The 20,776-nt window shown below is 69.9% G+C and carries 17 protein-coding genes and 2 pseudogenes; 7 read left to right on the forward strand and 12 right to left on the reverse strand.

Annotation, left to right across the window (positions count from 1 at the left end):
* Positions 1–782: 782 nt before the first annotated feature.
* Positions 783–1,379, reverse strand: coding sequence for a sigma factor-like helix-turn-helix DNA-binding protein (locus ACFC09_RS44095; protein ID WP_376538495.1), 597 nt, complete (start codon positions 1,377–1,379; stop codon positions 783–785).
* 167 nt (positions 1,380–1,546) lie between these two features.
* Between ACFC09_RS44095 and ACFC09_RS44100 the strand changes: the two genes are divergently transcribed.
* From ACFC09_RS44100 to ACFC09_RS44115, 4 genes are read left to right on the forward strand one after another with little or no spacing between them, the layout of a single operon-like run.
* Positions 1,547–1,843 (forward strand): helix-turn-helix domain-containing protein, encoded by a 297-nt coding sequence (locus ACFC09_RS44100; RefSeq protein WP_376538497.1) that lies wholly within the window; start codon positions 1,547–1,549, stop codon positions 1,841–1,843.
* The gene (locus ACFC09_RS44105; RefSeq protein ID WP_376538499.1) at positions 1,773–2,090 is read left to right on the forward strand and encodes a winged helix-turn-helix domain-containing protein; all 318 of its coding nucleotides are present in this window, start codon (positions 1,773–1,775) and stop codon (positions 2,088–2,090) included. Before ACFC09_RS44100 ends, ACFC09_RS44105 begins: the two co-directional genes overlap by 71 nt.
* A complete protein-coding gene (locus tag ACFC09_RS44110; RefSeq protein WP_376538501.1) occupies positions 2,087–2,623 on the forward strand; it encodes a transposase in 537 nt (178 codons plus the stop codon). The genes ACFC09_RS44105 and ACFC09_RS44110 overlap by 4 nt, the downstream gene beginning before the upstream one ends.
* Before the next feature lie 20 nt (positions 2,624–2,643).
* Positions 2,644–2,832, forward strand: a complete 189-nt coding sequence (locus ACFC09_RS44115; RefSeq protein WP_376538503.1) for a response regulator transcription factor — start codon at positions 2,644–2,646, stop codon at positions 2,830–2,832.
* A 14-nt stretch (positions 2,833–2,846) separates the two neighbouring features.
* On the opposite strand, the gene ACFC09_RS44120 is transcribed toward ACFC09_RS44115, so the two are convergent.
* The 3 genes and pseudogenes from ACFC09_RS44120 to ACFC09_RS44130 form a co-directional block, all read right to left on the reverse strand.
* On the reverse strand, positions 2,847–3,998 hold the full coding sequence (locus ACFC09_RS44120; RefSeq protein WP_376538505.1) for a glycosyltransferase family 4 protein: 1,152 nt from the start codon (positions 3,996–3,998) through the stop codon (positions 2,847–2,849).
* Positions 3,999–4,000: 2 nt separating this feature from the next.
* Complete coding sequence (locus ACFC09_RS44125) at positions 4,001–4,705, reverse strand: FkbM family methyltransferase (protein ID WP_376538508.1); 705 nt, start codon at positions 4,703–4,705, stop codon at positions 4,001–4,003.
* A 443-nt stretch (positions 4,706–5,148) separates the two neighbouring features.
* A pseudogene (locus tag ACFC09_RS44130) lies at positions 5,149–5,703 on the reverse strand (glycosyltransferase 87 family protein); the annotation flags it as partial.
* 647 nt (positions 5,704–6,350) lie between these two features.
* Here ACFC09_RS44130 and ACFC09_RS44135 point away from each other — a divergent pair.
* Complete coding sequence (locus ACFC09_RS44135; RefSeq protein ID WP_376538510.1) at positions 6,351–7,592, forward strand: sensor histidine kinase; 1,242 nt, start codon at positions 6,351–6,353, stop codon at positions 7,590–7,592.
* Positions 7,593–7,643: 51 nt separating this feature from the next.
* Positions 7,644–8,306 carry a response regulator gene (locus tag ACFC09_RS44140; protein WP_376538512.1) on the forward strand — a complete coding sequence of 221 codons (663 nt, stop codon included), beginning with the start codon at positions 7,644–7,646 and terminating at the stop codon, positions 8,304–8,306.
* 543 nt (positions 8,307–8,849) lie between these two features.
* On the opposite strand, the gene ACFC09_RS44145 is transcribed toward ACFC09_RS44140, so the two are convergent.
* Entirely contained in the window at positions 8,850–9,605 is a 756-nt protein-coding gene (locus ACFC09_RS44145) for an ATP-binding protein (protein WP_376538514.1), read from the reverse strand.
* A gap of 278 nt (positions 9,606–9,883) precedes the next feature.
* On the opposite strand from ACFC09_RS44145, the gene ACFC09_RS44150 reads away from it, so the two are divergent.
* Positions 9,884–11,776 carry a tetratricopeptide repeat protein gene (locus ACFC09_RS44150; protein WP_376538516.1) on the forward strand — a complete coding sequence of 631 codons (1,893 nt, stop codon included), beginning with the start codon at positions 9,884–9,886 and terminating at the stop codon, positions 11,774–11,776.
* Here ACFC09_RS44150 and ACFC09_RS44155 read toward each other — a convergent pair.
* From ACFC09_RS44155 to ACFC09_RS44185, 7 genes and pseudogenes are all read right to left on the reverse strand, one after another.
* Positions 11,731–11,976, reverse strand: a pseudogene (locus tag ACFC09_RS44155) (IS5/IS1182 family transposase); the annotation flags it as partial. The gene ACFC09_RS44150 and the pseudogene ACFC09_RS44155 sit on opposite strands and share 46 nt — an antisense overlap.
* Before the next feature lie 341 nt (positions 11,977–12,317).
* Positions 12,318–12,551: a DUF6059 family protein gene (locus tag ACFC09_RS44160; protein ID WP_376538518.1), complete on the reverse strand. Its 234-nt coding sequence runs from the start codon at positions 12,549–12,551 to the stop codon at positions 12,318–12,320.
* 741 nt (positions 12,552–13,292) lie between these two features.
* Positions 13,293–13,454, reverse strand: coding sequence for a hypothetical protein (locus ACFC09_RS44165; RefSeq protein ID WP_376538520.1), 162 nt, complete (start codon positions 13,452–13,454; stop codon positions 13,293–13,295).
* 711 nt (positions 13,455–14,165) lie between these two features.
* Positions 14,166–14,384, reverse strand: coding sequence for a DUF5988 family protein (locus ACFC09_RS44170; protein ID WP_376538522.1), 219 nt, complete (start codon positions 14,382–14,384; stop codon positions 14,166–14,168).
* Positions 14,385–14,452: 68 nt separating this feature from the next.
* Complete coding sequence (locus ACFC09_RS44175) at positions 14,453–15,136, reverse strand: 4'-phosphopantetheinyl transferase (RefSeq protein WP_376538524.1); 684 nt, start codon at positions 15,134–15,136, stop codon at positions 14,453–14,455.
* On the reverse strand, positions 15,133–16,194 hold the full coding sequence (locus ACFC09_RS44180) for a beta-ketoacyl synthase N-terminal-like domain-containing protein (RefSeq protein ID WP_376538526.1): 1,062 nt from the start codon (positions 16,192–16,194) through the stop codon (positions 15,133–15,135). The genes ACFC09_RS44175 and ACFC09_RS44180 overlap by 4 nt, the downstream gene beginning before the upstream one ends.
* Positions 16,184–20,764, reverse strand: coding sequence for an SDR family NAD(P)-dependent oxidoreductase (locus ACFC09_RS44185; RefSeq protein ID WP_376538528.1), 4,581 nt, complete (start codon positions 20,762–20,764; stop codon positions 16,184–16,186). Before ACFC09_RS44185 ends, ACFC09_RS44180 begins: the two co-directional genes overlap by 11 nt.
* Between the last annotated feature and the right edge of the window lie 12 nt (positions 20,765–20,776).

A 20,776-nucleotide genomic window follows, 5' to 3' on the forward strand; every position in this document is an offset into this window, starting at 1 on the left:
CAGCAGGCACCGATCGTCTACGAGCAACAGTCAGCTACCCTGACGCTCGCCGCATAACGACACGAACAGGTGTCCACTCCCCGGGGACAAGGCCCCGAGGGGGCTGGCCAGCACTCGATGCCGCCGCATGGACGACGGCTACGGCGGAGATCTCTCAACTGATCCGCTGACGGCGAGGGGGCCTAGCTGCGGACTGTTGCCTTGCCCACCACTCCCCGCCGGCCCATCCAGGCGAGGCGGTGAAACCCCGGCATCTTGTCGCCGGGGCTTCACCGTTTATCCGAGAAGCAGCTCCTCGCGGCAGCAGCTGGCCTGCGCAGAAACTCACGCAAGATCGGGCTGCTGGCTGACAACCCAGTGCAGCGCCTACAGCAGCCTGCACCCCGGCCAGCAGCAACTCCTCGCCGTCATCGGGACGGCCGAGGCCGCCCTCGCGCTCCGGCCCCAGCCCGAGCCGCGCAAGCGCCCCCGCTGCCGTCCCACGACGGTGTCGACGCCCGTCGACGCCGGCCTGCCATGCGCACGCGCCTGGGCACACGCCCGCAACGGACTGGGAACCTGGACCGCCGCGCTCGCGCCCGGTCGCGGGCAGCTCGTAGGCCCGCATCTGGTCATAGGTCAGCAGCGCCCGCTCTGTCCGCCTCCAGCAGCCGGTACGCGCCACCCGGTCCCGCTCTCTGCTCGGCATCTTCGCTGCGAGCCCAACATCGAGGACATCCTTCGGGCGGCTCAAAAAACCGATCGTTCGCCGACACTTCGTCGCCATGCCACTCAGCGGCTGGTTAGCCTCCGAGGGTGATGGCTTCGTCGAGCACGGCCAGATCAAGTTGCTGAAGTCGGTTCGGGTCGGCGATGAGTTCGTACCCGGTGATCCTCTCGCGGGCAGTCTCGACGGTAAGGGCGAGCCGCAGTCGCCCGTACGGCGCGACCGCGATCCCCACAGCGCCGTCGATGAGGACCACCTCCGCGACGCGCACATTCCGCCCGAAGACGGCGATCTCCTCTGCTACGAAGCGCGCACCGCGTACCTCGACCGGCCTGCCCTCGCGAAGGGCCGCGCGATCCGCACGCCGTACGGCGTCGGGCGCCAGCACCGCGAGGACCGCGTCGATGTCGCCCGCTCGCACCGCCGCCAGGAACGCCTCGACCACGAGCCGCTGCCGGGCGAGCTCCGCGCCAGAGACGGCAGGAGCGCCCCGTACCTTGCTCCGGGCACGGCTCGCGAGCTGCTTCGCAGCGGCGAGAGAGCGGTCCACCACGGGGGCGATCTCGTCGAACGGCACCGCGAACATGTCGTGCAGCACGAACGCGACACGCTCGGCAGGACCCAGCCTGTCCAGCACGACCAGAAAGGCGCGGCCCATCGAGTCGGCCAGCACCGCCTCCTGTTCCGGACTGCCACCCGCAGCGCGATCTGCACCCTGATCGGACACCGGGTGGCCTGCCGGGTCCTCCCGTCGCAGGCACCGGGGGCTCGCAGTTGCTGAGGTTTTCGGGTTGTCGTCGGGGCGGTGACGGTTCATGATCCCTGCGGTATGACGGTGGGATGCGGTATCCGGAGGGTGGGGGCCTGACCGCTGAGCGTCGGGCGTTTCGGGAGAGGATCCGGTTCCAGGCCGGCGAGCGGTTCGCGGCGGGTGAGAAGACCGCAGTGATCGCGGAGGACCTGCGGGTGAGTGTGCGGTCGGTGGAACGCTGGCGCCGGGCCTGGCGCGAGGGCGGCACGGAGGCTTTGCGCTCCGCGGGCCCGGCCAACTCCCCGACCGTTACCGATGCCCAGTTCGCGGTGCTCGATCGAGGAGGAACTCGGCAAGGGTCCGTCAGCGCACGGCTTCGACGATGAGCGTTGGACTCTGGCCGGGGTCCGGACGGTGATCCGCCGCCGGTTGCGGCTGAGCCTGTCGGTGGCGACGGTGTGGCGGCTGCTGAAGCGGCACGGCTGGTCCTGGCAGACACCTGCCCGCCGTGCACTCGAACGCGACGAGCACGCGGTGGAGCCGTGGAAGAAGGAGGTGTGGCCGCGGGTAAAAGTCTCGCGGCGGCGTCCGGGGCATGGATTGTCTTCGAGGACGAGGCCGGATTCGCGATGACTCCGCCCCGGGCCCGGACCTGGGGACGACGTGGCCACACACCCGTGATTCACGTTCGGGGCAGATCCCGCCGCAGGACTTCGGTCTCCGCGCTGTGCTGCTACAAACCCGGCGAGAGGGCCAGACTGATCTACCGGCCCCGTCACCATCTGCTCCTGAAGGGAGCACGGAAGAGCTTCTCCTGGCAGGACTACCGAGACCTGCTGGTGAGGGCTCACATCCAGCTCGGCGGTCCCATCGTGGTGGTTTGGGACAATCTCAACACCCACCTGGCAGCGGGCTTGAAAAAGTACGAAGCCGAGCACGACTGGCTCACCACCGTCCGTCTCCCCTCATACGCACCCGACCTGAACCCCGTCGAGGCCGTCTGGTCACTCGTGCGCAGGGCCATGGCCAACACTGCCCTCGACACACCCCACGACCTCGACCGCAAACTCCGCCGCGAGTTAGGCAGGATCCAACTCCGACCCCACCTCACCGACGGCTGCCTCACCGCCACCGGCCTGACCATCGACCCACCGACCCCACCCTGAAAACCTCAATAGCCGACGGTATGCGACTGAGCAGACGTCAGACTCAGATAGTGGAGCTGATAGCGGACTGCTACTCGGGCAAGGAGATTGCCCGCACGCTGAACGTGTCGCCGAAGACCGTCGAATCTCACGTCCAGCGGCTCTTCGACCGGTGCGGAGTGCGCAACCGAGCCGGGCTCGTCGCCAAGTGGATGACGAAGGCCGCGTAGGGACGCGCGCGGGCTCACGGGGTACCGGATGTGCTGTGTTCCAGGTACCTGGTGAGCCTCTGGTGAGCCTCGTCCCAGCTCCACTGCTGGCTCACCCAGGCCCGTCCCTTGCGTCCCATCTCGCGCGTCAGCTGCGCATCCGACAGCAGCGTGTCGAGCCGGGCGGCCACCTCCGCAGGACGGTGGCCGTCCACGACGTAGCCGGTCTCGCCGTGGCGTACGGCGTCCGGGGCGCCGCCCGAGTCGCCCGCGACGACCGGCAGCCCGGCCGCCGCCGCCTCCAGGTAGACAATGCCGAGTCCCTCGACCTCCATGCCCGCCCGGCGGGTCCGTGACGGCATGGCGAAGATGTCAGCCGCGCCGTAGAAGGCGGGCATGGCCTCATGCGGGTGCCCGCCCGCGAAGACTACCGCGTCAGCGACCCCGGAGCGTTGTGCCAGCGCCCGCAGCCTCCCCTTGTAAGGGCCGTCGCCGACCAGCAGCAATCTCGCCCCGGGATGCCGGCGGCGAAGTGACCTCAGCGCCTGGATCAACGTGTCCTGCCCCTTGCGGGGCACCAGCCGGGCGGCGCACAGGACGACCGGGCCGGACCCGAGACCGTAGCGTTCCCGAAGGCCGTCGCCATCGTCGCACTGCGGCGCGAATGCCGCCGCGTCCACACCCGGGGTGAGCCGCACTAGGCGATCGGAGTCGCCCGGGGCAAGGGCGGTGGCCAGGTGGCATCTGGTGTAGTCACCGCGGTAAGTCAGCGCGTCGACGTGGTGGCCTATGCGGCGTAGCAGTTGACGCGCGACCGGGGTGCGCGCCCACCAGACCTCGTGGCCGTGGGTAGTGGCCACCACCCGGCGCATCCCGGCCCGGCTGCGCAGGGCCGGTGCCATCAGGCCGAGCGGTGCGGCGGCTCCGAACCAGACACAGTCGCAGCCGTACCGGCGGGCGAGATGGACGGCACGGGCTGTCGCCCTGGGGGTCGGGAGCAGCATCCGCGTCCAGTCCCGTACGACCGGGAAGGGCTGCTGCTCGTCGAAGCGGTCTTTGCCTGGGGTATGGGAGGCGTAGACGACCACCCGGTCCGCCGGGAAACGCCGGACCATGGCGTGCACGAAGGTCTCTATGCCGCCCTGGCGGGGCGGGAAGTCGTTGGTGATGACAAGGGTGCGGGACATGGTCAGTCGGCCTCGGGCGGGTGGTGGGTGAACAGGTAATTGCGGTGGAACTCGGTGACGTGCACGACGCGCGCCCAGACCCCTTCGCGCCACACGTGCATGGCGTAACCCATCGCGTGGAGCCGGTCGGTGACGTCCCGGGCCCCGAGGCCGTACTTGGCCAGATGCCGTTCCTCGATCTCCAGCAGGAGCGTGGGGCGGTGACTCAGCAGCGTGCGGTGGGCGCCCTCGAGGACGAAGACTTCGGCTCCCTCGACATCAGCCTTGATGAAGTCGAGACGTGCAGGGGCGCTGTCGTCGACGGTCCGTACGGCGACCTCCAGGCGTTTCTCCTCGGCGAACTCGGTGTTGGGGCCCAGCCCGAGAGCTCCGTCGGTGACGAACGCCCGGCCGTGCACCGGCAGTCGGCGGCGGTAGGGCAGGCTCATCGTGAAGGAACCCGTCCGGCGGCCCAGGGCCGTCTGGTGCAGGCGGACCGTGCGGCCGCCCAGGGCGTACCGGACAGCGGCGAGCACGCGGTGCGCGCCGGGCAGTGGTTCGAAGCTGTGGACGGTGCCGGTGGGCCCGGCCAGGTGCGCGAGGGTGATGGTGTACAGGCCGTACTCGGCGCCGATATCGAGGCAGACGGCCCCGGGGCGGACATACTCACGCAGCCCCTGAATCTCGGGCTCGACGAAACGGGTCCGGCGAGCGCCGATACACAGCACCGCGTACGCCAGCGCCAGACGCCCGGCGCGACCCGTGCCCGGCGTGACCGGTCCACGGCGCCGAGCCTCGGGAGCGGGCGTGCGGCTCGGGTTCTCGGGAGCCGCCTCACGGCCCGGAGACCGGGCTGCGAACCCATGCCCCGGACTGTTCGGCGACCCGTGATCGTGGCTCTCGTGCGTAGCCCCATACCCGAGGCTCCTGGAGTCCCGCCAACGGCGGAAGGCTTGGCGGCCGACCTACGGCGGAGACGCTGGGAGGCCGACCCGCGGCGAAGACGCTCGGGCACTCGCCCGAGGCGCAAGCCTTCGGGACCAAGATGCAGACGGAACCAGGCAGCGATGGTTAATGGCATCAGGAGGTAACCGAATCGGGTGGCGGGGGCCAGGCAGACGGCCAGGGCGAGGGCGAGGGCAAGCCGGTCAGCGGCCGCGAGCAGCGTCCGCGGCGGTCTCATCGCCAGCGACACGGCGACGGCCACCGCGGCTAGGGCGAGCAGCGCAAGGGCGAGCAGGCGTCCGCCCGGCAGCAGGGTGGCGACGAGGTATCCGGGCAACGGACTCGTGGCGGGCGAGGCGACCCGGCCCGCCCCCAGGGGATAGAGCAGGATCTGCTCGGTGAAGGCGCTCGGCGAGACGAGGACACTCGGCACTATCAGGACGGCGAGGACAGCGGTGGCCACCGCACACGCGCCCGACGCGGCCCGGCCGCCCCGACGCACCCCGAGGATGACCAGCGCGACCACCAGCGCGGGCCAGGCCGCCCACTTCATCGCCGCCGCCGCTCCCGCGGCCAGCCCTGTCGCCACGGGGCGGCTCGTGGCGGCGGTCGCGAGGCCGAGGCACATCAGCGCCGTGACCGGCAGGTCGATGCCCCCGGTGGCCAGCGGCAGGGCGAGCAGCGGGAAAGCGGCCAGGACCGCGAGGGCCTTGGGCGCGCAGTGGCCTGCGGCCGTACGGGCGGCCGCGCCCAGGGCGAGGCAGAAACCAGCGCGAACCACCAGCGGGCGTCGGCCATGGGGCTGTCGCCGAGCAGGGCGTGCGGCAGCCCGAACAGCGCCATGGCCGGCAGGTACGGGTTGTAGTCCTCGATTTGCCCCGGCTCGGGCAGGTACGGGCTGCCGGTGTGCAGCAGCAGCGCGCCGGAATGGTGCACGACGTCGACCTCAAGCTGCCCTTGCCTGTGCGCGACCAGCCACACCATGGGTACGACGGCCGCGCCTACCGCGGCGACGAACGGCGCGGCCTGGCGCAGCGGGGTCGACATACCGACCGCCAAGGCCGCGGCCAAGGCATCTCCGACGGCCGCGCACAGTCCCCAGACGCGGTGCGGTCCCAGGTCAGTGACCGCGGCCATGAGCGCAGCCGCCACCGCGCACCCGGCCCACACCACCGGCCATGGCCCGGTCCGGGCCCTGCCGGCTGACGGCGGCCGGCCCGGGGGCGCAGGAAGCGGGCGGTGCAGCAACGGAGTTGTGGTCATGCGCTGCGCCTTCCGGGTCGGGTGTACACCCAGTCTCGGAAGGCGACGCGCATGGATCGTCACACCAGGCTGCGATCTTCGGCGTCAACCCGTGGTCTGACGCCGGACCCGCGCATCAAACCAGGCGGTGACGCGTCCGGCGGGCGGCTTCAGGAGAATCGGCACATGCCCCGACTGCACCGCCCCGCCACCCTTCGCCTGGCAGATGTGCCGCGTCGGCCCTGGTATCCGGCCGTCAGCGCGAGCGAGATCGCCGCAGTGGCAGTCTTGGAGATCACCGCGGGCCGCATCACCTCACCCACCGTACTGGTCACGGCGGCCGGCGCGGTTCTCCCGCTGGCCTGGCGCCACCGCCGACCCTGGCTCGCCGCCTGTGCGACGGCCGCCGCGCTGCTCAACTTCCTCTTCCGACCCGAGCTGTTGCTATCCACCGGACTGGCCGGCCTGACCGGTCTGTACGCCTCCGCGCGCAACCGTGTGCTGCCCCCAGTCGTCCTGACGGCCTGTGGGATCGCCGCGGCAGTCCTGGTCAACCTGGGTCACATCGCTCTGGGAGCATACGACCTGGGCGGGGCCACGCCTGCGCTGGGCGCCGACGGTTCGCTGTCCTACTTCGCCGAGTCGCTGCTACTGGCGTGCGCCGTCACGGCCACCGTGGTGCTGGCGGACGGCGCTCGCAGCCGCGAGGAGTACCACCGGGAGCGCGAGGCCGCCCAGCGGCAGTTGGTGGAGATGGAGCGCAGGGGGGCCGCGGCGGCCGAACGCGCCCGAATAGCCCGCGAGTTGCATGACATCGTGGCCCACGCCGTCTCCGTGATCGCCGTACAAGCGGAGACGCACACCTACACCATCCCGAACCTGTCCGCCGACGCCCGCGACGGCTTCCAGTCCATCGCCCGCTCCGCCCGCGCCTCCCTCGCGGAGTTGCGCAGCCTCGTCGACATCCTCCGCCAGGAGGACGGCACCGCGGCTACCTCCCCGCAGCCGACCTTGGAGGACCTCACCACCCTGCTCGAAGCCCACGACGCCGCCGGCGGGATGGTGGACCTGCTCACCTCCGGCTCCCGGCCCCACACCACAGCGGCTGTGGAACTGGCCGCCTACCGAATCATCCAGGAGGCGCTCACCAACGTCCGCCGTCACGCCCCCGGTGCTCGGGCTACCTGTCGGAACGACTACACCCCGCAGCACATCCGAGTGCACGTCGCCAATACCGCCCCCGCCTCCCCGCCACCGGCCCGCCCGCGCGGCAGCGGCGGCTATGGCCTCAACGGCATGCACGAGCGGGCGGTCCTGCTCGGCGGCAGCCTCGACTGGCATCCGACACCCGACGGAGGGTTCACCGTGACCGCGCTCCTGCCGGCCACCGCACCCGGCGCCACGGTCTTCACCCCCCGATCGGCATAATCATCCGACGTACGTACCCGCAACGGGCAGCGTCGAAGGGAGAGTTAACCGGTGCCGACGATCCGCGCTGTGGTCGTGGACGACCAGGCTGTCGTACGCAGCGGCTTCGTCAATCTCCTGACCACCCAGGAGGACATCGTCGTCGTCGCGGAGGGCGCGGACGGCCAGGAGGCCATCCGCTTGGTCCGCGAACACCGACCCGACATCGCCCTGCTCGACATCCGCATGCCGAACACCGACGGCATAGTCGCCACGCGGGCGATACTCGCCGACCCCGACACCACCACCCGCGTCCTCATCCTGACCACGTTCGGCCTGGACGAGTACGTCTACGACGCCCTCGCCGCCGGAGCCAGCGGCTTCCTCCTGAAGGACGCCACCTTCCCCGAACTGCTGCACGCCGTCCGCGTGGTGGCCGCAGGCAAGGCCATGCTCGCCCCCGACATCACCCAGCGGCTCATCGCCCGCTTCCTCCCCGAACGCCCAGCCGCGTTCTCCCGCCCCGAGGCCCCGGACCTGACCGCACGCGAAACCGAGGTCCTGCTTCTCGTCGCCCGTGGCTACTCCAACGACGACATCGCCGAACGGCTCACCATCACCGACCACACCGTCAAGACCCACATCAACCGGATCTTCGCGAAACTCGGCGCCCGCGACCGGGCCCAGGCCGTCATCGCCGCCTACGAACTGGGCTACATCACTCCGGGCCAGTGAAGCTCCCGGCCGCGCCGCCGACGTCACCGTGTGGCGGGCGCCGGAACGGCGGCCCACCCCCGATGAGCCGGCCAGGAACGGCTGCAGGAACCTCACGAGCCCACCCTGCCCGGCGTCCTACGGAAACGCTACGAGCGGCCAACCCGACGACGTTCCGCTGCCTCCATACATGTCGGAACCTCACCCTGCGCAGCAAACCGAGCGATGCGGCACAGCAGGGCGAACGTTGCCTGATGCAGCACTGGCTCCTGTGGTTCCTGTTCCTCGGTCGCCAAGGCGCCTCTCTTCTCGTGGTCGGGGGCGAGAGCCCGCCCATGGCACGGCTGGCCAGCTACGCGACCTGGGCGGGCGGTCTGTCGAGTGGCGCGCTGGTGGGCCACTGGGTGATGGGGCGGGGCCCTGCGGGAGCGGATGTCCGGGGGCGCGGGCGGCGGACGGCTCGCTCACTCATCGTGTAGTGGAGCTGTTCGAGCCTGAACACGCACCACTGGCAGGCTTGGAGGGCGAGGGTCTCGCCTGCCACGGTGATATCGCCGATCTCCGTCACGGGAAGTCCGGTCCGCTCGCACCTGAAGCAGCTCCGGCCTTGCCGGTCGAACCGGCTCCACAGCTCCGCAGGCAGGCTTCAGTCCCATTGAGGCTCCTCCTCCGCGAGGTGGGGCAGGGGGTCCCGCCGACCATGGGCACGAAGCGCACCGGACGGGCATGCCAGACGAAGTTATACGGGCCGGCCGAGAGGGGAAGCGTGAACTCCTCGCCGTTCTTCAGGGCCTCGGCGGGATCGCACCATCCGTCAGACAGCCAGTCCCAGACGTAGCCGACCACCGACGTGTCGATGGCCGAGGCGATGACGCGCATCTGGATGCAAGCCCAGCGGATCGCGCGGTCCGGCGTGGGCATGGCCGCGACCGCGAGCTGCCTGCCGTCTTCCTGGCGCCACTCGCACCAGAAGCCCGGCCTGGGCACCACCGGCTCCGGTACGGCGATCGTGCACCACGTGAGTGTGCCGTCATCGCTGGTCCCCCAGTCCTCGGCGAGGGCTTCGACGATCAGCATGCCGCGCCCGCTCTCCTCGTCCGCGCCCGGTCTTTTCACCTGAGGCCGGCCCGAAGTTCCGTCAGCCACCTCGATGCGGACCTCGCCCCGCCAGTACGAAACGGAGAAGCTGACGTCCTCTGTCTCGCCGTACCGGACGGCGTTGGTGACCAGCTCGCTGACGAGCAGGTTGGCTGTGTCGATGCAGGCGCCGATCCCCCACAGCCGGAGGGGTACCAGCCGGCGAAGTCCTCGTCGTGCCACAGCCCGTCCAGTTGGTCCCGCACCCAAATGGCCGTCGTACCGTCCGGGTTGCTCGACCGCGCGATCTTCGCGGTCAGAGACGGAACCTGCTCCACCGGAACGAGGACGGAGCCACGACGGGCACCTCGACAACTGCTTCGGCTTGCGGAACAGCCCCGAGCATGCCCGCTGATCATGCTGCCGCACCGGGAAAACCCAAGATTCCCGACAGAGTCATGTTCGGAAGACAGAACAAGCTCAGAGGCTCATTGTCAGTGGTCACTCGTACGCTCAGGCCCGTGAACGTCGACGATCTTGAATGGCAGTCACGGACACTTGGCGGAATATTTCCCCGCCTGGTCACCACGTTGGTGGAGCGGGGGGAGGTGGAGCTGCTGGTTCAGGCCGCATCAAAGCAGGGGGAATGGTTCTGCGCCCAGGCTGCAGCTCGCGGGCTGTCCCGAGCGGGCAAGGTCGAGCGGGCCCTGAAGGTGCTGGAGCCGTTCATCGAGGCTGGGTGGAATCGGGCGCGCTGGGAGAGGGCCGAGGTCCTGCTTGAGGCTGGGAGGGTGCAGCAGGCACTGGACGCCGTCCGCCCGGACGAGGAAGGTCTTGCCTCGGAGTGGGTGTGCCGCGACTTCGCGAAACTGCTGGCCAGGGCGGGAAGGCTGGACGAGGCGATCACCGTACTCACGCCGCATCTGGACAAGGAGTGGATCCTGTCCACCCTCGTCGAGCTGACAGAGGGCCAGGGCCGTGATGAGCAGGTCCTGGAGCTGATCGCGCCGCGAGCTCAGCGGGCCCGCAGCGCCCGCGGCGAGGAGCGATGGAGTGTGAAGCCCAGCAACGCGCAAGACCTCCAAGCCCAGGTCCTGGAGCGTGCGGGCCGGGTCGACGAAGCCGTACGGACACTTGGGGCAGACATCGCAGCCGGGCACTTCGTGGTCCAGAACACACTGATCGCCTACGCCGAGCTCCTGCGGCGCCACGGGCGCCTGGAGGAACTGCGCGTGCTGGGCACCGGCAAGCACGCCGGTGAGACACTCGCGTACTACGCGCGGGCACTCGAAGACGACGGGCAGGCAGATGAGGCCGAGGCCGTGCTGCGGCGTTTCATCGCAACCGCCGAGTATCCGGACCGGTTCCGCTGGCCCCTGATCGAACTGCTGGGCCGCCAGGGCCGGATCGAGGAAGCCGTCGAGGTGGGCCGCCCGACATTCGACTACCGCGACGCCTGCCTCTTCGAAGGCATCATCCAGCTGCTACACGAAGCCGGACGGCTGCACGACGCCCTGGCGCTCCCCGACGAGCGCAGTGCTGAGTTCGTCGAGGAACACTCATCCTGGTTCAGCTCGAACCGGATCTGGCTGCTGGGCGAGGCCGGCCTGCACGAGGAGGCCCTCGCCTACGCTGAGACACTGCCGCCGGACATGTACGGCCTGACGGTCAGCAAGGCGTGGATCCTGGAAGAGACGGGGCGCCTTGAGGAGGCTCTCGCCCTGCTGCGGGCGGACACCGGACTGCAGTCGTCGGAAGTGGCCGAGCTGCTCATTTGGCATGGCCGCGCCGCCGAAGCCATCGCCGGCATGCCCTCCCTCGCCGAACAGCATGCGGCCAGCCGGCAGCGTGACGCGGCCAAGCAGGCCGACCGCGGCCCCCCGTCCTCGCTGGTCAGGGTTCGGCGGCAGCGGCATCGTGGGCGCCCGCCGCTGCTGCTGCCGAGCGAGATCCAGGCGGCCTTTGCGGCTGTCGTACATGTTGACGACGAAGCCGAGCTGGTCGATGTCGACTTCCATGTCGTCGGTGCCGCCTGTCCACTCGCCGCTGTCGGTACCGCGGGGTCGCCGTCATGCCTCGACCGGCCAGACTGCACGATCGCCTTCAGCGTCCAGGGCGAGGGGCCACTGCTGTTCCTCGTCGGCGCGCCGGCGGGACGAGCTGGCTTTGCAGCGCTGGCGCACGAGCTTGCAGGACGGTTCAGGGTCGTCACCCACGATCCGCGTGGGCAGGCCCCGGCTCGCAGCAGAGCGTTGATCTGGTTGCTGTCGCTGAATGTCGCCGCCTCGACGAGACGCTTGGACAGTTTCTTCTGCCGCCGTCTGTTCACGATCGCTCAGGCTAGTCAGGAGGCGAACGAAACGTCTGGTCAAAGCCACTCGTTGATGGCTGCGACCAGGGCGGTCGCCTCGTAGCGGACCGCGAGTTTGTCGAACCGCGCGGCCACGGCGCGGTGTCTTTTGAGGCGATTGATGCCGCACTCGACCGCGTGTCGGGCCTTGTAGTCCTCGGGATCGAATTTCGGAGGACGACCGCCACGCGAGCCGCGTTTCTTGCGGTTGCGGGCCTGATCGGCCTTGTCCGGGATAGTGCAGTAGATGCCGCGCCGCCGCAGCGTAGGGGAGTCCGTCATGCCCCGATCCTGAGCTGCGGACGCACCGGATCATGCTTCGACAACGCCGCCGCGGAGAGTTTCCGGGCCCTGCTCAAGGTCGGTACCCGCAACGCCGGAATCCGCGCCTGCCGACAAGGGCGCCCCAGCAGCTCACGAGCGTCACCGGCGGCGACTCCGCATGGAGCACCATGACGAAGATGATGGAGATCAGCGCCGTCAGCGTCGCAGGAGGACGCATGGCGCGGATGGGCGGAACCACCCCGCGAGGTTACAAAACTCGGCATACCGATGACCTGCACCTTTCGGTCGGTCGCGCCGTCCTGGAACAAGGCTCCGGGGGTTCAGAGGACCGAGCGCCGCGGCCCCCCGTCCCGAAGTGCGCGCGCCAGCGCCTGCTCGGCGGGGGTGAGCGGAAGGTCCGGGGCGAAACTTTCCGGGTGCCCCGGTGGCGGACCGGTCAGGAGCGGTGTTGTGGGGGTGTCCGGTGGCGGGGGTGGCTGAAGCGTCCACAACTGCCCAGAAGCGACCAGGCTTTCGTACACGGCACGCAGGAAACGGACGGCGAAGGTACGCATGCAGGCAAGCGTCCCCCGGAGCGCCAAAGCGAGACCAAAGTGGCGTGCGCGACGCGGGGCCGGAGCCCAGGGCTGTTGCAATCGCCTTTAGAACCCAAGTGAACACCCAGGGCCAGAAGTAGTGAACGCCGCCCCGCCCGAGCGGAGGTTCCGGTCGGCCATGATCGTGTGGTGGAGTGCGTAGTACACGCTCTCGTGTTCCCAGCGTTCGTGGTAGAGACCGACAAGCGTTGCGGCGGGGGTGGCGGCGGGCGTCGGTCAGGGTGGTGACCAGCCGGTAGGAGCCGGTGAACACGGTCCGTCAGCCCCACAGCACCAGCATGTCCGGCCGCAGCGGGTGCAGCAGACGGCCGGCATATGCGGTCTCGCCCTCCTCGGTAGGGCCGAAGACGGCGCCGATCAGGGACCCGTGCCGGTCTCGATCAGGGCATCAACTCCAGTGTGGAGTAGCCGTGATGGGCCGTCCGCCCCAGCCAGGCCCTGTTGCGCGGCGCATAGGGTACCCTCAGTGAGCTGCAGCCGTCGAACGACACCGTCCTGCAGCCGCTGAAGCGCACACCTGGTGTCGTCGGCCGGGCCAGGGGCCTGCGAGTACCTCGAACAGAGCCCGCAGCGGCGCGGCCCCGATCCGGCAGCGCGGACGACAGGACAGAGTGAGACGGCAACGGAGCTCCTCCGGTACAAGCTGTCCTGGGCGACCGCCTGTACCGACGAGCTCCGTTGCTCCACGCCGAGAATCCATCAACCACCCTGCATAACCTGCAAGTTCGTTAACCCACCCGGCCTTGGGGGAAGAGCCAGGTTCAGCTGCGGCTGCAGCAGGTAGTAGACGCCGCGCCAGTAGTCGGCCGTCGCCTCCATCACCACCACCTCGACCTGCCGCTCCGTCAACCAGCCGAGCATCCACCGGAGTTCCACCCGGGTGGTACCGAACCGCTCGGTCTCCAGACTCCGCGTCCCCGCCCGCCGTGTGCTAGGGGGTGCGCACGCAGGCCAGCAGGAACCGCTTGCCCAGATCCACCCTCGCGGACCGCAGATGAATGACCTCGTCCTTGACATCCTGCCTGCTCACCACACGCTCCCGACACCCGCAACGGACTCATTCAGCAGATGCACCGGGGAGTCAAGGGAAGAATCAGAATCTGACACTCGTGCCCCGACCGCACAAACGGCCGCCATGGCGACAAACCGCGGCCCCCTGGCTGACCCCCGCACCATTCCTGGCAAACGAGCACACCGGCATCGCAGCACCATCGGCGTGGCCGGGACACCCACCCCGACTTTCCCGCCCCGGAGGTAATCAGCGCAGCCATCTGCATTCCTGGCAAGATTTCCGTAGCCGGAGATCACCACGGGGATGTGCCTCGCCGCCTGGGTACTGCCGGGCACCCTCCAGTTGTGTGGTGGTGAACTTCCCTCTCTTCTCCGGTTTGACCGGCGTGACGATCGTCGATGTCGACGCAGCCGACGCCGTCGTGATTGTCCGAGCTCGTACACGTTTTCACAGAAGGTGCCTGGCCGAAACCGACCAGGCCGGCGAGCTTGTCGGCGATATCGTCGATCACATCCGAGATCCCGCAAGGTGTGCGGCGGGACGGCTCTTTTCAAGCAGCGTCATTCGGCGACAAAGGTCCGCCGCACCCACTCGAACACCTGAAGTTCTTGGCCGTCGTCGTGCAGGTACATGTCTTCGGTCGGCGCGTAGTGCTCGTAGCGGTTCCCGAGGAATAGCTTGAATGTGTCCGTCGTGTTCGAGACATGGCGGATCCGCTCGCCATCCGGCACGAGAGATCCGCCGCCGCGCAGAACGGCGTTCGGATGTTGCGTCATCATGGAGCTCTTCCTTCCCATACGGGTGTCATGGAGTTACATAAAGGCACGCCCAACAGCGATGGCACAGATCAGCAAGCCGTGTGGACCAGCCTTCGGCCGTCGCAGCGATCATGCCTCAGGCTTTGGCCGTACGAAGGATGGGATGGCGGCCGGAGGTACGCAGTGAACACACTGGAGTGCGCGTCCAGGTGAATTTGGGCGTCGTCGAACTTCAGCCTTTGCCCTGCGAACGGGTACCAGCACTTGCACATCGCCTCTCTTGTGCTGAACAAAAACCGGTCCCAATGCACATTGGGCTCGGTGTCGCGCAGCTTGCGGACGCGTTGCAGCTCGCTGGGGAGCGCGATGGTCCTCAGGACTCCCTCCGGGAGCGGCGCATTGGGCTCGGCGTCGATACCCACCATCGTCATGTCGGAGGTACGGGCAAGTGCCGCAGCCCTGTATCCAAAGCAATGTGTGATGCTGCCCAACACCGAATCGGGCCACTGCGGCGCGCCGTGGCGGTCCCGGAGAATCGGTTCCGTCGGCGCATCGAACGCGTCGAGAGCCTGGTGGACACACCAGATGACTCTGGCAAATTTGGCGCCCAAGGTCGACAGAGCCCATGCGATGTCCTCGGACCGCTCGCCGACGCCGCCGACAACGATCAGCCAGTCCTGGTCGGAAGCCGGCCGCAGGGACTCAACGAACTTACGATTCTCAGCGTAGGCGACGTGCAAGTCGCTGATTCCCAGCAAGCTGCCATGGTTCACGCCGCACCTGTCCAACGGCCGGACGACTGCGGATGCTTCGAGCGTGAGGTCATCATTTGGTCGTCAAATCCTCGACTCCGTCCCGGTATTCGTCGTTCGCCACATAGGCGAGCGCTCTCCGCTCTAGGTTGCCTCGCCCGTACGTAACACCAACGCGCTGTTGAATCCAGCCTGGCCGCGCGCGGTGACAAGAACGGTCTCCAGCCTGCGTTCGCGCGGTTGGCGCACCAATCAAGGCCATACGACGGATCAGTTTCGTCCAAGTTACCCACCGGCGGAATTACGCCGTTTCGCATCGCGAGCAGCGCCGTGGCCACACTCAGCGCCGAACCGCCGGCCAGCAGCCGTCCGACCAGGCCGTGCGGTGCGGTGACGGGAACCCGGTGTGGCCCGAACACCGCGCACAGCGCCTTCGCCTCGGCAGCGTCGGCTTCCGGGCGGCCGGCGCCGTCGGCCAGCACCATGTCGACCTTGTCCGGTCGCACTCCGGCCCGCTGCAAGGCCAATTCGATGGCCCGGGAATACTGCCGTCCGTCCGACACAAACATCCGGTAGTGGTGCGCGTCATGGGTGGCCGCGTAGCCGGCCGGCACACCGTAGCCGGCTGGGGCGGACCGGGCTCGTGCCGCGGCCGCCTCCTCCACCATCAGCACCGCACCACCTTCCCCCGGCAGGTGGCCGTTGGCCGCCCGGTCGAACGGCTTGTAGCCGGCCTTCGGATCGGTCGCGGTGGACAGGTGGCCAGTGCTCGTCTGCATAGCCAGTGCGTAGGGCGCGAGCGGTGCCTCGGTGCCGCCGGCCGGCACCGCACCGGTGGCACGCCGGATCGCGCGGTCGGCCCAGCCGAGGCTGTCGATCCCGGATGCCTCATCAGAGACCACCACTCCGCCCGGTCCCTTGGTGCCGTGCCGGATGGCCCGTTGCCCGGTACTCGTCGCATAGAACCAGGCAATGGACTGGTACGCGCCGACTGCCTTGCGGCCGGTGGACAGAACACCAGGCCGCGTCCGCCGCCGGCCGACACCGCAAGCTGGCCGCCGTGGTCCCTCAGCCGACATCGCCCAGCTCTCCGTCGATCAGGGCGAACAGGTCGGTGGCCTCGGCGTCCTGCAGTCGGTCCAGCACGTCGTCATCGCCCTCGGGGCCCGAGCAGTGCGCGACGAGCGTAGATAGCCGACGCTTCAGATCCGCTCGCGCGGCCGGGTCGATCGTGTCGGCGACGGCGGCGAGCTCGGCTTCCCAGGTGTCGAGTTCGGCCAGGAGGCGTTCGGCGGGCGGCACTGCGCGGGGGACTAGGCGGCGGTGGAGTTCGAGGCCGGTCTCGCGGCACGACGGGTGGTCGAAGACCAGGGTCGATTCGAGCTTCAGGCCGGTCGCCGTGGACAGCCGGTTGCGGAGTTCGACCGCGGTGAGGGAGTCGAAGCCGAGGTCGCGGTAGGCCCCGGCGGGGTCGAGCGCCTCGGGGTCGCCGTACGCAAGGACGATCGCCGCCTCGCGGCGGGTCAGCTCGGTGAGGATTTTCAGCTGGGCTTCCGGGTCGGCCGCGGACAGGCGCTCGCGGAGCACGACGGCGTCACCGACGACGTCCGGAACGCGGCCCGGGCCAGTGCTGACGCGGGCCGGGCCAATCAGAGTGCTGAGACAGTCGGGGAGGTTGCCGCCGCGGGCCAGGGCACGCAGCGCCGGCAGGTCGAACCGGGCCGGCAGAGCGGTCGGTCGGGGGCCGGCGAGAGCGGCGTCGAACAGGCGCACGGTGTGCTCGGGGTCCAAGGGCGCAATGCCGGTGCGTCGCATCCGGGCCCGAGCCTGTTCGTCCAGGTCGGCGGCCAGCCCGTCGCCGGACCACAGTCCCCAGCCGAGCGCGAGGGCTGCGTCGCCGCCGGCCCGCCGGCGGGCGGCCAGCGCGTCGAGGTAGGCGTTGGCGGCGGCGTAGACGGCCTGGCCCGGGCTGCCGAGCGAGCCGGCCAGCGAGGACAGCAGGACGAACGCCGCCGGGCGGTACGGCGCGGTGAGCTCGTGCAGGTACCACGCCGCGTCGGCCTTCGGCCGCAGCACCTCGGCCACCTGCTCGGGCGTGGCGCCGGTCAGCGGGGCATCGGCCAGGACGCCCGCGGCGTGCACGACGCCGGTCAACGGCCCGGTCACGGTGTCGAGCAACGCGCCGAGCTCCGCACGGTCGCCGACGTCACAGGCCGCGATCCGCACCCGCGCGCCGGCCGCGGTGAGCTCGGCGGCCAGCTCCGCCGCGCCGGGCGCGTCCGGCCCCCGGCGACCGGTGAGCAGCAGGTCGCCGACGCCGTGCTCGGCCACCAGGTGCCGGGCGAGCGCCGCCCCGACCGCCCCGGTGCCGCCGGTCACCAGCACCGTGCCGGGGGCGTCGAGGCGCGGCGGCAGGGTGAGGACCAGCTTGCCGATGTGCCGCGCCTGCTGGAGGTCCCGGAATGCCTCGGGCGCACATCGCAGGGGCCTGACCCCGATCGGCGGCGGAGTCAGCACCCCGGCGGCGAACAGCCGCAGAAGCTCCTCCAGCATCTCAGCGATGCGGTCGGGGTCCTGAGCCGACAGGTCGAAGGCGGTGTAGTCGACGCCGGGATGCGCGGCGGCCGTGGCGGCGGCGTCGCGGATGTCGGTCTTGCCCATCTCCGCGAAGCGCCCGCCCCGGGGCAGGAGCCGGAGCGAGGCGTCGACGAACGCGCCGCTGAGCGAATCGAGCACGACGTCCATGCCCGCCCCGTCGGTCGCGGCGAGGAACTCGGGCTCGAAGTCCAGGGTGCGGGACGACGCGATATGGGCGTCGTCGAGCCCTGCGACGCGCAGCGCGGGCCACTTCGGCTCGCTGGCCGTGGCGAACACCTCGGCCCCGAGGTGCCGGGCCAGCTGGACCGCTGCGGTGCCGACCCCGCCGGTGGCAGCGTGGATCAGGACCCGTTCCCCGCCCTTGAGCCCCGCGACGTCCACGAGCCCGTAGTAGGCGGTGAGGAACACGTTGGGCACGGCCGCCGCCTGCTCGAAACTCCAGCCCTCGGGGACGCGGGCCAGGCAGCGGCGATCGGCGATGGCGGTGGGCGCGAAGGCGGCGGCGAACAGCCCCAGCACCGCGTCGCCGGGCTGAAGGTCCTCGACACCGGGTCCGACCTCGACGACGACGCCCGCGCCCTCCCCTCCGGGCTCCGCCGCGACCGGATACATGCCCAGCGCGATCAGGACGTCGCGGAAGTTGAGGCCGGCGGCGCGGACGCGGACGCGGACCTCGCCTGGAGCGAGGGGGCGGGTGGCCTCGGGGTGCTCGACGAAGGCGAGGCCGTCGAGGCCGCGGGAGGGGTCGGTGGTGAGGCGCCATTCGCGGGTTGCGGGGACGGGGAGGGGAAGTGTGGTGGGGGCGATGTCGGGCGAGTCAGCGCGGATTACTCGTGGGACGAGGATGGTGCCTTCGCGGATCGCGGCTTGGCTGGTGGCGGTTGACAGAATGGTGCGGAGGGCGATGTTCGAGTTGGCGGCGCTCTCGTCGTCGAGGTCAGCGGCGGGTTCAGCAGGATCAGCGACGTCGATGATGGCGAACCGGCCGGGATGCTCAAGCTGCGCGCTCCGGACCAGTCCCCAGAGCGCGGCACCGCAGAGGTCTGTCACGTCATCGTCCGGGCGAGCTGCGACGGCGGCGTGGGTCCGGAGAACGAGCCGGGTGTCGGCGAGACGTTCGTCGGCGAGCCAGCGGCTGAGGAAGCCGATGGCATCGATGAGCGTCTCCCGGACTTGATCAGGGGTCTGCGAATCGACGGGAGTCACGGGCTGGTCCAGCACCAGCGCCTGCGGCGCGTGCATGTCGAGACCGTCAAGGAACGCCTGGGCGTCGGCATAGCCGGACACGGTGACGAGTCCGGCGGCCTCGCCCGCGCTCTCGATGTCAGTGGCCGGCAACCAGGCCAGCTGATAAAGCGGACTGTCCTCGCGCAACACCGCCGGGTCGAACGGGCGCAATGCCAATGACGCGGCTTCGAACACGGTCCGTCCCATGTCGTCGGCGATCGCGACTGCGAAGGCGTCGTTCCCTCGGGGCGAGAGACGGACGCGCATGGCGGTCACATGCGACACGGCCGGGAGGTGGAGTGTGACGCCGTGCCAGGCGAACGGGAGCCGGGCTCGGGCCGGGCCGCCCTCGCTGTGGAAGGACAGCGCGTGCAGCGCCGTGTCCAGGAGCGCGGGGTGCAGGCCGTAGCCGGCGGGGTCAAGCCCGGCAGGCAGGTGCACCTCGGCGAGGATGTCCGGGCCCGAACGCCATGCGGCACGCAGGCCGCGGAACGCGGGTCCGTATTCGAGGCCGATGTCGCCTAGGTCGTCGTAGAGGGTGCTGACGTCGAGCGGAGTCGCCTCGGGCGGGGGCCAGGGGGAGAAGGCAGTGGTGGGGCCTGCTGGGGCCGCGCGATCGGTCGGATCGGGATCGTCGGCCGATGCGGCGGCGATCACAGCGGCATCGGTGGACGCGGCGGCGATCACAGCGGCGTCGGTCGGCGCCACAGCGATCGTGGCGGTCGGCGCGGCGTCGATCGTGGCAGCATCGGTGGACGCGGCCGAGGCCATCTCCTCCCCGCCGAGCGACCCGGACGCATGCAGCGTCCAACCCTGCTGTTCCTCACCGATCCGGCGACTGTGGATCGTCAGCGCGCGCAGTCCGGCCGCATCGGGCGGCGCCACCGCGACCTGCACCGCCGCCGCGTCTTCCTCGCCGGCCGGAATCAGCAGCGGTGCTTGCAGCGTCAGCTCACCGACTGTGCCGACTCCGGCCAACCGGGCCGCTTCCAGGGCCAGGTCCAGCAACGCCGTCCCCGGCAGCAGCGACGAACCGGCCACGGCATGATCGGCACCCCACTCCGGGTGTCGGGCGCTGAGCCGGCCGGAGACAGCCACGGTGCCGTCGGCGGCCAGTTCGACCACGGCGCCGATCAACGGATGCGGGGACGTCGCCTGGCCGAGGCCGGTGGCGTCGGTGGGAGTGTCTGGGATGTCGAGCCAGTAGCGGGTGCGTTGGAAGGGGTAGGTGGGCAGGTCGACGTGGGTGGCGGCCGGCCCGGGGAACAGCCGGCACCAGTCCACTTCCGCGCCATGGGCGTGAAGGCGGGCAGCGGACAGCAGGAAGCGGTCCAGGCCGCCGTCGTCGCGGCGCAGGGTCTCCTGCACCACGCCGCCCTCCTCCAGGAGGTCCGACAGCGGCGCGCCCAGTACCGGGTGCGGACTGATCTCCACGAACATCCGGTGCCCGGCTGCGGTCGCGGCGTTGACGGCCTGCTCGAAACTGACAGTACGGCGCAGGTTGTCGTACCAGTACCCGGCATCCAGACGACGGTCGTCGGTGAGCAGGTCTGCGGTGAGGGTGGAGAAGAACGGCACCGTCGGCGGCTGCGGCTCCACATCGGCCAGCACACGCGCCAGCTCCCCACGCAACGCCTCCACATGCGGGGTGTGCGAGGCGTAATCCACCGGCACCCGCCGGGCCCGTAACCCCCGCTGCTCACAGACCACGATCAGCTCGTCCAGCGCCTCGGCATCACCCGCCACCACCGTGGTCACCGGACCATTCAACGCCGCCACATGAACCCGCTCCGGCCAAGCCGCGATCAACTCCCGGGCAACCACCCCGGACAGAGG

This window comes from Streptomyces sp. NPDC056161 (assembly GCF_042268025.1).
In the GTDB taxonomy this organism is placed as follows: Bacteria; Actinomycetota; Actinomycetes; order Streptomycetales; family Streptomycetaceae; genus Streptomyces.

Bases quoted from the DNA above. Each gene is read 5' to 3' on its own strand.
- ACFC09_RS44100 (WP_376538497.1), top strand. From the start codon at position 1,547: ATGCGGTATCCGGAGGGTGGGGGCCTGACCGCTGAGCGTCGGGCGTTT.
- ACFC09_RS44105 (WP_376538499.1), top strand. From the start codon at position 1,773: ATGCCCAGTTCGCGGTGCTCGATCGAGGAGGAACTCGGCAAGGGTCCG.
- ACFC09_RS44110 (WP_376538501.1), top strand. From the start codon at position 2,087: ATGACTCCGCCCCGGGCCCGGACCTGGGGACGACGTGGCCACACACCC.
- ACFC09_RS44115 (WP_376538503.1), top strand. From the start codon at position 2,644: ATGCGACTGAGCAGACGTCAGACTCAGATAGTGGAGCTGATAGCGGAC.
- ACFC09_RS44120 (WP_376538505.1), bottom strand. From the start codon at position 3,998: ATGTCCCGCACCCTTGTCATCACCAACGACTTCCCGCCCCGCCAGGGC.
- ACFC09_RS44135 (WP_376538510.1), top strand. From the start codon at position 6,351: ATGCCCCGACTGCACCGCCCCGCCACCCTTCGCCTGGCAGATGTGCCG.
- ACFC09_RS44160 (WP_376538518.1), bottom strand. From the start codon at position 12,551: ATGCGTACCTTCGCCGTCCGTTTCCTGCGTGCCGTGTACGAAAGCCTG.
- ACFC09_RS44165 (WP_376538520.1), bottom strand. From the start codon at position 13,454: ATGCTCGGCTGGTTGACGGAGCGGCAGGTCGAGGTGGTGGTGATGGAG.
- ACFC09_RS44170 (WP_376538522.1), bottom strand. From the start codon at position 14,384: ATGATGACGCAACATCCGAACGCCGTTCTGCGCGGCGGCGGATCTCTC.
- ACFC09_RS44180 (WP_376538526.1), bottom strand. From the start codon at position 16,194: ATGTCGGCTGAGGGACCACGGCGGCCAGCTTGCGGTGTCGGCCGGCGG.